This window comes from Chlorobium sp. N1 (assembly GCF_004332115.1).
GTDB lineage: Bacteria > Bacteroidota > Chlorobiia > Chlorobiales > Chlorobiaceae > Chlorobium.
In genome coordinates, this window is the sequence record NZ_SJPA01000017.1 from 1 (window position 1) to 12,500 (window position 12,500).

11 protein-coding genes and 1 pseudogene (1 of these 12 running past the window's edge) are annotated in these 12,500 nt (G+C 48.9%); 8 read left to right on the forward strand and 4 right to left on the reverse strand.

The features are described 5' to 3' along the window. Positions 1–984 precede the first annotated feature (984 nt). From E0L29_RS11035 to E0L29_RS11050, 4 genes and pseudogenes are all read right to left on the reverse strand, one after another. Positions 985–1,791, reverse strand: a pseudogene (locus E0L29_RS11035) (IS630 family transposase); the annotation flags it as partial. A 26-nt stretch (positions 1,792–1,817) separates the two neighbouring features. Further along, on the reverse strand, positions 1,818–2,699 hold the full coding sequence (locus E0L29_RS11040; protein ID WP_242664385.1) for an IS3 family transposase: 882 nt from the start codon (positions 2,697–2,699) through the stop codon (positions 1,818–1,820). 5 nt (positions 2,700–2,704) lie between these two features. After that, the gene (locus E0L29_RS11045; RefSeq protein ID WP_068866191.1) at positions 2,705–3,001 is read right to left on the reverse strand and encodes a transposase; all 297 of its coding nucleotides are present in this window, start codon (positions 2,999–3,001) and stop codon (positions 2,705–2,707) included. An 84-nt stretch (positions 3,002–3,085) separates the two neighbouring features. Next, positions 3,086–4,798: a transposase gene (locus tag E0L29_RS11050; protein ID WP_131359037.1), complete on the reverse strand. Its 1,713-nt coding sequence runs from the start codon at positions 4,796–4,798 to the stop codon at positions 3,086–3,088. A 220-nt stretch (positions 4,799–5,018) separates the two neighbouring features. On the opposite strand from E0L29_RS11050, the gene E0L29_RS11055 reads away from it, so the two are divergent. From E0L29_RS11055 to E0L29_RS11090, 8 genes are all read left to right on the forward strand, one after another. Continuing rightward, positions 5,019–5,417 (forward strand): GtrA family protein, encoded by a 399-nt coding sequence (locus E0L29_RS11055; RefSeq protein WP_131359039.1) that lies wholly within the window; start codon positions 5,019–5,021, stop codon positions 5,415–5,417. Between the two features lie 104 nt (positions 5,418–5,521). Then, entirely contained in the window at positions 5,522–6,457 is a 936-nt protein-coding gene (locus E0L29_RS11060; RefSeq protein WP_131359042.1) for a glycosyltransferase family 2 protein, read from the forward strand. Positions 6,458–6,990: 533 nt separating this feature from the next. Beyond that, the gene (locus E0L29_RS11065) at positions 6,991–8,259 is read left to right on the forward strand and encodes a hypothetical protein (RefSeq protein ID WP_131359045.1); all 1,269 of its coding nucleotides are present in this window, start codon (positions 6,991–6,993) and stop codon (positions 8,257–8,259) included. Continuing rightward, a complete protein-coding gene (locus E0L29_RS11070) occupies positions 8,256–8,900 on the forward strand; it encodes a hypothetical protein (RefSeq protein WP_131359048.1) in 645 nt (214 codons plus the stop codon). Before E0L29_RS11065 ends, E0L29_RS11070 begins: the two co-directional genes overlap by 4 nt. Before the next feature lie 74 nt (positions 8,901–8,974). Next, the gene (locus E0L29_RS11075) at positions 8,975–10,270 is read left to right on the forward strand and encodes a hypothetical protein (RefSeq protein WP_131359051.1); all 1,296 of its coding nucleotides are present in this window, start codon (positions 8,975–8,977) and stop codon (positions 10,268–10,270) included. A gap of 2 nt (positions 10,271–10,272) precedes the next feature. After that, a complete protein-coding gene (locus tag E0L29_RS11080; RefSeq protein ID WP_131359054.1) occupies positions 10,273–11,295 on the forward strand; it encodes a glycosyltransferase in 1,023 nt (340 codons plus the stop codon). Between the two features lie 13 nt (positions 11,296–11,308). Then, the gene (locus E0L29_RS11085; RefSeq protein WP_131359062.1) at positions 11,309–12,043 is read left to right on the forward strand and encodes a glycosyltransferase family 2 protein; all 735 of its coding nucleotides are present in this window, start codon (positions 11,309–11,311) and stop codon (positions 12,041–12,043) included. After that, on the forward strand, positions 11,976–12,500 hold the 5' portion of the coding sequence (locus E0L29_RS11090; protein ID WP_242664386.1) for an SDR family oxidoreductase. 504 nt of this gene lie beyond the right edge of the window; only the first 525 of its 1,029 coding nucleotides appear in the window; it begins with the start codon at positions 11,976–11,978; its stop codon lies off the right edge, out of view. Before E0L29_RS11085 ends, E0L29_RS11090 begins: the two co-directional genes overlap by 68 nt.

Here is a 12,500-nt window from a genome sequence, read left to right on the forward strand (position 1 = left end):
TTTTTTGCGCCTGTTTGAATGGCTCCTTTTGGAGCTTGACGTAATCCAAAATTTGTTCAAGTGGTCATCTTCCCGTGCGGCGATGAAGTGCTGCTGGGCGATGGCTTGAATTCTTCAGCAAACCCTAATCACTTTGAATATGTATGATGTAAGGCGCGACGGCTATATCGATAAGATTCAAGTCCGACGGTAATAAAAGTTCATTAATTATAATCGATTTAATTAAGCATAGATCCATTGCTAAATGAATTTCGGGTATCGATCCAGGCGATTGGTGTTGGAATTCGGCAGAATAGATAGATGATTGCAAGCAAGTCAAATATCAGTAAGATATATGTAAATTAGAAAAAAATACAAAGAAGACGGTGAAATGCTATATGAGTATGAGATTCATCTAAGGAATGTTAATGGGCCTGTTGCGGAATTGGAATATTATGATGCGGCATGGGATTGTGTTGTTGAGGATAAACTTGTTGGCTCTTCGCAGAAGTGCGCTGTAGATAAGCAGTGCAAGAGATGAGGGTAGGTCCCTCGCAACCGGCTTGCAGGAGCAGGTTGCAAACCACCATAAGCTGCCTTTGTCAAAAGCACTGGTAGTGAGCGTTATGGAAAAGGCATCGTAAGGTGTAAGGTGTGAACCAAGGAAGACGAACACCAGTGAACTGTCGTAAACGTGTCGAAAGAGCAAGATGGCATCAAAACTGAATGGTTCTGCGGATTCAGGAAAAGTTTGGCGGGAACCTGTTTACTGGCCAAGCGGTGCCCGGCATAAAGACAGCGTGATCCTGGTTCGGGCTTTTGCATTGAACTACAGGAACCTTCGATGGCGATGTAAAGGGAAAGGCCCAAGCGTAAAATGCGAGGCCGATAGTACCGATGCGTCATCAAGGGACGGAGTGACCGGTATGAGCGTTGAAGGTCCTGTAATGGGACTGGAGCAAAGCGGTCACGTCATCCAGTCATGCGGACTAGTGTTCCGTCCGGTTAGTTGGTTGGCTTTACAGCCAGACTGTCTTTTGCGCGCTGAACGGAGTCCAGAATCGCATTGGCTGTTTTCGTCCAGATGAATGGTTTGGCGTGGATTTCATTGTGAGCACTGATAAAGCGATGAATCGCATCGCGCAGTTCTTTGACACTACTGAAGATCCCACGATAGAGTGCTCGTCTTTCCAATTGCGAAAACCATCCCTCAACAGCGTTGAGCCATGATGCACTGGTCGGCGTAAAATGAACCTTGAATCGAGGATGCTTGTCCAGCCAGGCAGTCACGTCTGCCGTTTTATGCGTTGAGCTGTTGTCGAGAATGATGTGCAGGTCCAATTCCTTTGGTGTTGACCGATCAATCTGGCGAAGGAAATCAAGAAACTCTTTTGCCCGGTGCTTATTGGTGACCCGACCGATGACTTTTCCCGTCAGGATATCGAAGGCTGCGTAGAGACTCCGGGTGCCGTTTCGTTTGTAGTCATGGGTTCTGCGTGCAATCTGACCAGGCCTGAGTTGCAGCATGGGTTGCGTTCTGTCAAGTGCCTGAATCTGCGTCTTTTCGTCCACACTGAGGACCATGGCGTTTTCAGGAGGGTTCATGTACAGACCGACCACATCCACAACTTTTTCTGCAAACTCCGGGTCGTTACTGAACTTGAAGGTTTGCAGGCGGTGGGGCTTAAGCCCGGCACCCTGCCAGATTTGCTGTACCTGCCATATCGTTATCCCGGTATGCTTAGCCATCAATCGAAGGCTCCAGTGCGTTGCTCCGGCAGGCACTCTCGTTTGGGTCAGCCTGAGGACTTTGGAGTTGCAAGGAAAAAATGGACGGCTTAAGAAGCCAAAGACCTCGATTGATAATAATTGCGTAAATACTCTACTGGAGAAAGATATCCCAAGGTCGAATGCATCCGCTTCCGGTTATAAAAGACGTGGATATACTCAAACAGGAGCTTCTGCAGCTCTTCCTTGCTACGGATCCTTCTGCCGTAAATCCATTCGGACTTCAGGGTCTTGAAGAACGACTCTGTTGCCGCATTATCGTAACAGTTGCCCTTGCCGCTCATGCTTTGAATCATCCCGTACTCGGAGAGTTTCTTCCTGAAGGATTTGCTGGCATATTGCACGCCACGATCGGAATGAAAGAGGACTCCTTCCGGTGGTTGCCGATGCAGTACAGCCATCTCAAATGCAGGAATGACAGTGGTTTCGGTCGACATGCTTCTGCTGAGTGAATACCCGATGATCTCCCGATTGAAGAGCTCCATGACCACTGTGAGGTACTGCCAGCCGCTATCGGTCCACAAGTAGGTCAGATCGCTCGTCCAGACTTCAAACGGCATATCCGGATAGAAGTCCTGATCCAGGAAATTCGGTGCTATGGGCTCCTTATGGTTCGAGTCCGTCGTCACCTTGAACTTTCTGGCGCACCTTGCCCGGATGCCCATTTCCCGCATCAGTCGGGCTACCCGGGGCCGGCTGCACTTGATGCCTCGCTTCCCCAAATCCAGCGCTATCCTGGGGCTCCCATAGGTCTCGTGGCTCTCTTTATGGATATCCTTGATAGCGGTCATGATTCTCGCGTTCTCTTCGGTTCTGGAGCTTTTAGGTCGCCGTGTCCAGGCATAATACCCGCTGAAAGTGACGTCAAGAACCCGGCACGTCGTCCTGACAGCAAAGACATTCTTGTGTTCATTGATAAAGCTATAAATCAATGATTTTACCTTGAGAACACGGCGAGTGCTTTTTTTAATATCTCTCGTTCTTCCGTTACTATCTTCAATTCCCGCTCAAGCTTACGGAGCTTTTCAGTCTCAGAATCCTTCGGGTTACCTGTCCCGGGAAAAGCGCTGTCCTTCTCGGTCAGGTACTTGCTCCGCCACCGGTAAAGAACGTATGGATTGATCCCGAGATCATCGGCGACTTCCTTCGCAGTCCTGTCGCCCTTGAGGGTCAGTTCGACGGCATCCATTTTAAACTGCTTGTCGTACTGACGACGGGGTGTTTGCTGTGCCATAATTCATATCTCCTGTTTTTGAGGAATATATGGCTTCTTTGAGTGTCCATAATAACCTAAAAGTAGGATAATGCGTACACGAAGTCAGGACGTCACGCCCAGATACTCCAGGAACAGCCTGTCTCTGGCGACTGACTCGGTAGACCAGCGGTAGCTGCCCATAGCAGTCTGCACGTGCGTTGTCTCAATGCAGTCGAACCAATCCAGAATCTGTGCAAGTGAACGCTGCTCAAGCCATTTGTCCAGCTTCTTTTCGAGCGAGAGAAGCGCCTTGGTCTTTCCGTTTCCGCTCTTGCCAAGCCCTTGGCGCATTTCCTTGATCTTCTTCGTCAGGAAGCAATGATACCCCAAGGAGACAAACTGCGCAAACTGCCGTCCCCGCAAGTTGTCGGGATACCATGTGCGTGGCCTTGCTCCGTCAAGGCCACCCTTCTGCACGGCAAAAAGCTCCTCTATCTTTTCGCGCCGCCGGTAATCCTCCAGTGCCGTGAAGGTGTCCATCGCCTGATTGCTGACAAGCGCGAAATAGCCGAAGTATCGCTTTGCTTCGAGTATGGCTTTGTCGTTGAAGCTGACCTTCAACTGTCCGCCCCGCCCCTTTTTCGAACTGATCAGGTACCTCTCGATTTTCCGTTGGGCAGGTATCGTAAACTCCGCCACACCTTCCTCCACTTGAGCCTTCAGCTCAAGCAGATCCTTGCGGAATGCGAGCTGCTTCTTGGTGTCGTTGTCGGGGGAATAAAAGACATGGACATACAGGCGGCGAGCGAACGTCTCTTCTTCTCCGCTATGCTTGCCGTTACGCGAGCGCTGGCGCACCCGACCGAACTCGTGCGTTCTCAAGAGTGTGGCGCCGCTCACCGACGGATCGAACGGACAGGTGCTGGACATGCCCGCCAGTTGCTCCCGCAGCGCATCTATTGCCTGACGAACCCAGGTGACGTTCGAGTCGGCGAGCGTCAGGAACTTCATGTTGCGCAAAGAGAATTTCATCATGTTCTCCTCGCTGTAGTAGCCGTTGTCGGTGACAATCAAGGGGCGCTCAAGTGAAAAGCACTTGAGCTGCTTCAGGGTGTTCTCGATGGAGATGACGTCGGGGACATTGCCTGGTTGCTTGGCGAATGCCAAGGGCTCGCGGTCCTTTACGGAATACAGTGTCAGCAGCTTGATGGTGTTCAGCCCGTCACCGTCCTTGTTGAACCCTCGTCGCGCGTCCGACTGGTTCAGGGAATAGGTCGATATCGTGGTCGAATCGAACGCCAGCACCGGAGCTGTTCCCAGACGATCCGACCGGCAGGAGAAGTAGCGCTGCACGCCGTCCTCATCGCACCCGACCCGTTTGAACAGGTCGCCGTAAACGTCTTCGGTGATGGCTTCGCTGTATGGAAGGGGGTGCATCACCTGCCAGCCCTCAAGGCGGGGCAGGGTGTTCCCACCGGAACCAATCCAGTAGCGTGCAATGGAAAGGATCTTTGCCGCATCGCCCTCGCTGAACGAAGATCGCACGTCATCGTCAATGCATGAGGCTTTGCCGACCCACGCCAGAATATCGGTGAGTCCGCTGTGCCTGCGCACCGCAGAGGCCATCGCATCCTCACCCTTGCGTTTTTTCGGCCGTGTGGGAAGCATCTCCTGTGTTCCTGCCTTGATTTTCCCCTGGAGTTTCTGACTGACGGTATACGTCCTTCTGGCCTTCTCGTCATAGGCCGTAACGCGCTCGTAGATGTAAATATCGCCATTTGGGCGCCGTTCACGGCGCTCTCCGACGTGAGTTTTTCCGGTTACTGGCTTAGACATGGACTTTTCTCCTTTTTGTCGTACACGCAAAGAAGCAAGAAAAAAGCACGATTTAGCAGGAAATCGTGCTCATATGGTGATCATTTTCCGTTACCGTGCGCGCTTTATCCGACTTTCAGGATAATAATGTAGCACCTCCAGTGTTTTTTAGGATCGAATATGTTCTTGCCGGCATACCCGGCCGGAATGATATCTCAAAATTCAGTTAATCGAGGTTCCTATGAGAGAAATGGTGGTTAGGCATAGGGAAAAGATTATGTATCTGATTGTCGGAATGTGGAATACGGCATTCGGTTACGGGCTCTTTGCCGGATTGTACTACCTGCTGTCGAAAAGCATGGATTATAACATCATCCTGTTGATGAGTTATGTCGTGAGTACCATCAGCGCCTATCTGCTCTACAAGTACTTGGTCTTTAGGTCGAAAGGCGATCTGATCAAGGGTTACCTGAAATTTTCGGTGGTGTATGTTTATGCCTACCTTGGAAATATGCTCATCCTGTTCGGCCTGAAGCGCTTTACCTCGATAGATCTGTATCTGGGGCAGGCCATATCAGTGGTTGTGATCGTGCTGGTATCGTATTTCAGTCACAAGAAATTCACGTTCAAGCACCGATGATCAAAAGAAGGGGGTATAGTGCATCATGGTGGGTTGTCCTGTCTCGGACAACATGGGTCTAAGGAGTACGGAACATTCATCTCTGTTTACCAAAAAAGCGAGCCATGAAACGAATAAGCATCGTTACTGCGTGCTATAACGAGGAAGAGAATATCGAAGAGGTGTACACGCAGGTCCGGGAGGTCTTTCGGAAACAGTTGAGCGACTATACGTACGAGCACTTGTTTATCGACAATTCGTCTCAGGATAGGACTGTTGATATTCTGAAGGAAATCGCGAAAAAAGACCGAAACATCAAGGTGATTGTCAATTCGCAGAACTTCGGCCACATCCGATCCCCGTATCACGGCCTCATCCAGGCCGACGGGGATGCGGTCATCTCCATCGTCGCAGACCTTCAGGACCCGCCGGAGATGATCGTCGATTTCGTCAGGAAATGGGAGGCGGGGAACGACATCGTCGTCGCGGTGAAAAACCAAAGCCTCGAAAACCGGATCATTTACACGGTGAGGATTTTGTACTACAGGATTCTGAAGCAACTGTCCGACGTCAACATTTTCGAGAATTTTACCGGCTTCGGACTCTATGATAGGAAAATCATCAGGATTCTTCGGGAAATTAACGATCCCTACCCGTTTTTCAGGGGGATCATTTCAGAGCTTGGCTTCAAGGTGGCGACGGTGAACTATACCCAGCCGAGACGGAATCGGGGGATAACGAAAAACAATTTTTTCACCCTCTACGATATGGGTATCCTCGGCATCATCAGCAATTCAAAGGTTCCGTTGCGGATCGCGACCTTTTTCGGCTTTATCCTCTCGTTGGCGAGCTTGCTGTCGGGGCTCGGTTTCCTGGTCGGCAAAATTCTGTTCTGGAACACTTTCCAGGCGGGTATTGCGCCGATGCTGATCGGTAATTTCTTCCTTTTCGGCGTTCTCCTATTCTTCATCGGTATTCTCGGAGAGTATGTCGGCGCGATATACACCCAGATATTGGCAAGACCCCGGGTCTATGAACAGGAACGTATCAATTTCGATTGAAAACTGATGTGTGCCTCGATTAAGTGTGTCGTAGCTAAGCAGTTCAAGTGATGAGGCTTTGGCCCCTCGTACTCCCCGATTAAGGGGCTATACGCAAAACAAACTTAGCTTCCCTAGATAGGGCTTGCTGAATAATAGTTAAACGTATTCATGGCAATGAATTAAGTGGTATTTTTTCGTATCTTGAATGCAAGGAAAAGCCTGAAAAATCCCTAAAAACCTTACACCTCGATACCGCCGAATCATGTGCCAGCCCCTATGTGTTAAGGGCACTGAACCTGGACCGGCTGCTCGCCCTTCTTTTTTTTGCGCCTGTTCGAATGGCTCCTTATTGAGCTTGACGTAATCAGAAATTCGTTCGTGTGGTCATCTCCCCGAGCAGCGATTGAGTGCCGCGGGGCGATGGTATGAATTCTTTAGCAAATCTTAATTTATCGCATCTCAGACATTATAGAAATGCCCATAAAACGGTTAATCGAGGTTCCCTTAATGCATAGAATATAATGGGTTTTGTTTATATGAGTATCTGTAGAATGAAGCGAGAAGCTGTTTTGCGAGTAGCACTAATTATGAGCGTAATAGGGCTATTGTATTATCTTGGGTATTTATTGTTTTTCGGTTATCTGCCGGCGCCTTTTCTCTATGATAAGCGTGATACATTTATGGACTTCTTTAACGTGTCGTATTGGGCATACAAAGATGACCGATATTTGAGTTGGGGAGCTGTATATCCGGCATTAAGTTTTCTTGTGGTAAAGTGCTTTTACTGGGTTACAGGCGTTATACCAAGTGGTAATTCTAGTATGGTGATGCGTGATGCTTCGGCCCCTGTATTTTATCTGTATTTTATGGTATTCTTAATATCCCCACTGGCTTGGCTGTATTTAGAGCGAAAAGAGTATGGTTTTAGTCAAATGGTGGCAGTGTACTTTATAAGTATAATCTCTACACCTGCTCTTTTTGCATTGGAGCGTGGGAATTTAATCGTGCTGGCGCCAGTGTTCTTGGCGTTGTATTTAGTGCGAAAAGATGCGTGGCGAGCATTTTCTGTTGCTGTTTTGGTGAATCTTAAGCCATATTTTATCCTCTTGTTTATTCCGCTTGTTTATCGGGGTAATATGCGGTTGTTTGTCATATCTGTTTATTATAGTTTGGCCTTGTTTGTTGTTAGCGGAACAATTCTGGACCCATATTATTGGCAAGTGATACCTAATTTGTTTTCTTTTGGGTCGTCAAGTGATCTGTTTTCAATTAGAGAGGTGTTGTCATTGCCAGCTAGTTTGTCGGCCTATAAATATGTTCTGGGTCATCCGTCTGTTATAGGTTCACAGTATTACTTATTGTATGGCGGTTGGGCTGATCTTTTTGGTGGAGTTGTTGGGCTTATGAGCCTTGGTGGAGTTGTGGCCGCATTGTTAGCCCTTTATTTATATAAGGATTATTGTGGTGATGATTTAATGCTGGTTGTGCTGGTTGTTGTGATAACTAACCTTAGCTATACTACTGGCGGGTATTCGTTGATATTATATTTCCCGTTGATTGCTGTGTTCGGTCGGCTGAGATATGCGCGAATATATTTACTTCTCTTGTTGTTCCTTGTGTCTCCAGTGGATATTATTCCACTTGCGCATTCTTATATCGGTGAGCAGTATAGTTACTTGTGTGGTCGTACAGTAGGCATTGATTGGACTTTGGGCGCTGGTGCTCTTATTCGCCCAGTCTTGAATTATTTTCTGTTATTGCTCGTTACTGTCGAGGTCTATAAAAAAAACCAATTAAATCAAACTTTTGTTGAGTTATGAAGTATATTCGCCGTGCGCTTTATTCGGCTGTGATCGCTGTGTTTCTTGGTTTGGTGGTGTATCACTATCAGCCGATTAGGTATCAGGCATCTTTTGTCATTCGTACTGGTGAGGTTGCCGGTGGTTATCCGATCCCTGCGGGATATATATATAAAATTATTTCCATGCCCTCATTTTTGTCCGGCGTAATTGAGCGTGCGGGTTATGAGGGACGTATATCTGTACGTGATCTATGGACAAAATATAGTCTGCGTGTAGAGCCGCTAGGAGGCGATGGCGTTTATGTTACTCTTAAAGGTACCCAGGGTAAGGCGGTAAAGGATCTCACTTCAGGTATTGCAAGTGAGGCGATCTGCCTCGCCAATACTCAGTATGAAGAATCAGTTCATTCATATGATAAATGGCTCCCCACGGCGAATAATTATCAGTTCCGTATTACTGATTCGGGTGGTGCAATTATGCATCGGCCAAAAGTCTACGGTGATCCTGGTTATCTCTATGAGGTAAAGATTTTTAATGGCTTGTTTCAGGCGATAATCCTTGTGTTTGTTGTGATATATGCAATGTTTCTCTTTTCTGATATTATATTTGGTTTCTTTCGTAAGGGTGGAAGCGGTTGGCGGTTACTGAATAATGGTTAAGGTGTTCTCGATTATGATCTTGCCCGATCCTCCCGGCGAGAACGATATATCTGAATTCAGTTTGTAGATGTCAATTGAATAGTCTTATCGTCTTATTATACAGGGGAGGGCAGGCGGTATTTGGCGTGATTAGCGTGGCGCTTTATGTCGCTCTATTAACGCCTGGTGAAATTGGCCTGTATCAGACCATGGTAAACCTGGCCGGTTTATACATGTTTTTGGATATGGGCCTATCTTCTGTGCTGGTCCAATTATGCGCAGCCCGTTCCGATGGTGTATTATGGCGTAATGGTTGTGTTGTGGGTGGTGCTAGTAACCCTGCGAGTTTTCTCGCACTGATAAAATATGGTGTTGGGTGGTATGTCGTAGTTGGCATGCTATTCTTATTGTCATTCCCTGCCGGTTTCTTTTTTCTTCGTTCAGATCCTTCTCTGGACTATTCTTTCTGGCTGGCTCCTTGGGGTCTCCTTGTTCTGGCTACTGGTATGCAGATGCCTTTGCAGCCGTTGTTGTCTTCTCTGGAAGGAGCAGGCCATATCGCAGAGGTTTATGGGATACGTTTGGTTGGGGTTGTAACGGGCTCTCTTCTTGCCTGGTCGATTCTGTTGTCAGGGGGATCGATTTGGGCTGCATCTATGATGCCGCTTTCTGCTGTTTTTTGTGTTTCTGTTTGGTTGTTGGTGAAGCGACGTGGGCTTCTGCTTCAGGTATACAAAGCTCCAGCATTGCAGAATGGCGAGTGGCGGCAGACTGTCTGGCCGTTGCAATGGCGGGGGGCTGCGGGGTGGCTCTCGGGCTATGCACAGGTGTTTGTTCATGTTCCGATACTGTATAAGATGCAAGGCGCGGTCGCTGCAGGCAAAATGGGAGTGACGATGACGGTCATCAATACCCTTTCAGTTGTTTCTCTGGCTTATCCGGTGTCCAAGGTTCCGGGTCTAGTTGCCTGTGTGGCTCGGTCGGATTGGCAGGGCTTAAAAAGGCTGTTTACGCAAGTCTGGCAGGTGTCTTTTGCTATGTATGGGTTAGGGGCTCTATGTGTATTTGGTTTGGCTTTGATTTTAAACCAAAGCTTGATTGGTTCGCGATTATTACCGTTGCCTCAAGTAGCTCTGTTGCTTGTTGCAGTAGGCTTTTACCATCTGGCTACGGTTCTTGGAATCTACATTCGTTCTCATCTTGTTGACCCCCTCGTGAGAACGTCTTTGATAGCGGCAGGCCTTACTATGTCCCTTTCAGTTATGGCAGCATCATTCTGGGGGAGCATGGGAAACGTTTTGGTTATTCTCTTGGTGAATGCTTTGGTTTATCTGCCATTGACTTTATTAGTCCTGAGGCGGGTTCATCATGATCGATGTAAAGATGCATAGTTATGGTTGATGTGCCCCTGCTGACAATATCAATACCTACTTTTAACAGGGCCCAATATTTAAGCGTACTCCTTGAACAACTCAAGGCTGAACTTGCGACAGTTCGACCAGGTGTTGTGGAGCTAATTGTTTCTGATAATGCAAGTGATGATCAGACGGCACGTGTCGTAGAGCAGGCCATGGCTTCCGGGCTTCAGTTGCGCTCTCTTCGTAATGCAACCAACATTGGTTCTGATGCGAATATTGCGCAGTGTTTTAACGAGGCAACAGGGCGATATGTGCTGATTATGGGAGATGACGACCTCCTTGTCGATGGTGCGTTAGGTCGCCTGCTTGGGCACCTGCAAGGATCAGACTATGGCTTGGTTTGCCTTCGGGCGTATGGCTTCGAGCTGGATTTCAGGGCAGAGATGCCAACTATCAGAGGCCGGTCGCATACATACAATCATCCTGGCAGGTATTTGGCAAGGATAGCGCATTTTATGACCCTGATATCAGCTTCTGTGATCAACAAGTCGCTGTTGGGCGATGTCGACGCGCGAAGCTTTTGCGGAGAGAACCTGGTTCAAGTGCATTTGAGTGTGATGGCCTCTGTCAGGGCAGCGCAGAATCTTTATGTCGATAAATATGAGATTGCAGTTAAGCGCAATAACAGCGGAGGTTATGATCATTCAAGGGTTTTTGTGTCCAATTTGCTGGGGATTTTGGACGGCTTCGTTGCCAGAGGAATCGATGCGCAGGATGTCCGTCGTATCGAACGGCGGTTGCTGCTATCCTACTTGCCGTTTTACTTGTTTCGGCTTCGCTTGAGCGAATCCGGGGTACAGGAGGCTCAAAAGAATTTCTCTGAGCGGTTCGGACATCGACTTTTGTTTCTGGTATGGGCTAAACCGGCGCTGTTCTGGCCGCATTGGCCAGCATTGATATGGGCGGCTGCCATTACATTGATTGGGCGGTTGATGGACGGGGATTTTCTTCGTGGTTTTTCTTTTGTCCGAAATCGTGTGCTTCGGTATATGAAGTAGTTGGGAGTTTGTGATGATAGCGGTTTCTGTTGTTAGCCATGGTCATGGCGACATGGTCGGAGGAGTTGTCGAAGCGCTCCTCCAGTGCCCTTTGGTCTTGCGGGTTATCGTTACGCGCAATGTTCCCGAAGAGCTTGCTCTGCCGGACGATGAGAGAATCACCCTGATCGTAAATGACGAGCCCATGGGCTTTGCACAGAACCACAACAGGGCGTTTAGGTATTGCGACCAGCCGTATTTTTGTGTTCTCAACCCCGACATCCGTCTTCTTGAGGACCCGTTCCCTTCGCTTTTGAGTGTAATGGAAGCGCACGGCGCTTCGCTGGGTGCTCCCTTGGTTGTTTCTGCCGATGGTTCGGTTGAGGATAGCGTCAGGCGTTTCCCTACGGTGCGTTCTCTCGTCTCGAAGGCTCTTGGCGGTGAAGATGGGCGGTATCATGTCCGGAAAAATGATGCCGTGCTGTTTCCCGAGTGGGTTGCGGGGATGTTTCTGTTGTTTCGTGCAGAGGACTTCAAGACGTTAGGCGGTTTTGATGAGCGATTCTATTTGTATTATGAAGATGTTGATATCTGTGTTCGTCTCTGGCGTGCGGGGCTGAAGATTGCTGTGAGTCCTTCGGTTGCTGTCGTTCATGATGCGCGCAGGGCAAGCCGGCGGGAATTGAGGCATATGCAGTTGCATGCTGGCAGTCTGGCGCGGTATTTTCGGAAGCATTTCGGGCGATTGCCTACAGTTCCCTATGCATAAGCAAGCGAACATCTTGGTTACGGGTGCCAATGGTCTTCTTGGCAAGGGGCTTTGTGAGCATCTTGCTGCATCCGGTTATTCCCTCATCCGTGCCGTGCGAGGCCAGACCGGGCCCGGACAGGTGCCCGTCGGTGCAATTGGCTCCGCTACGAACTGGGCTCCCGTGTTGAATTGCGGTGTCGACGCCGTCGTGCATCTGGCGGCAAAGGTGCACGAGATGCAGGCTGAAGATGATCGCGCACGTGCTGAATATCGGGAGGTGAATACTGAAGGGACGCTCCATCTTGCCCGTCAGTGTGCTGAACGGGGTGTCGGGCGGTTTGTGTTCCTGAGTACGGTCAAGGTGATGGGAGAGGGGGGCGTCGCCGCGTATCGTGCTGATGATGAGGCGCAGCCTCATGGTGCCTATGCGGGTTCAAAATGGGAGGCTGAGAAAGGTCTCCGTGAAATTGCCGCC

What these genes read in the sequence shown, in the direction of transcription:
- E0L29_RS11055 (WP_131359039.1), top strand. Translation starts at nt 5,019, where the DNA reads ATGAGAGAAATGGTGGTTAGGCATAGGGAAAAGATTATGTATCTGATT.
- E0L29_RS11045 (WP_068866191.1), bottom strand. Translation starts at nt 3,001, where the DNA reads ATGGCACAGCAAACACCCCGTCGTCAGTACGACAAGCAGTTTAAAATG.
- E0L29_RS11085 (WP_131359062.1), top strand. Translation starts at nt 11,309, where the DNA reads ATGATAGCGGTTTCTGTTGTTAGCCATGGTCATGGCGACATGGTCGGA.
- E0L29_RS11070 (WP_131359048.1), top strand. Translation starts at nt 8,256, where the DNA reads ATGAAGTATATTCGCCGTGCGCTTTATTCGGCTGTGATCGCTGTGTTT.
- E0L29_RS11060 (WP_131359042.1), top strand. Translation starts at nt 5,522, where the DNA reads ATGAAACGAATAAGCATCGTTACTGCGTGCTATAACGAGGAAGAGAAT.
- E0L29_RS11050 (WP_131359037.1), bottom strand. Translation starts at nt 4,798, where the DNA reads ATGTCTAAGCCAGTAACCGGAAAAACTCACGTCGGAGAGCGCCGTGAA.
- E0L29_RS11065 (WP_131359045.1), top strand. Translation starts at nt 6,991, where the DNA reads ATGAAGCGAGAAGCTGTTTTGCGAGTAGCACTAATTATGAGCGTAATA.
- E0L29_RS11080 (WP_131359054.1), top strand. Translation starts at nt 10,273, where the DNA reads ATGGTTGATGTGCCCCTGCTGACAATATCAATACCTACTTTTAACAGG.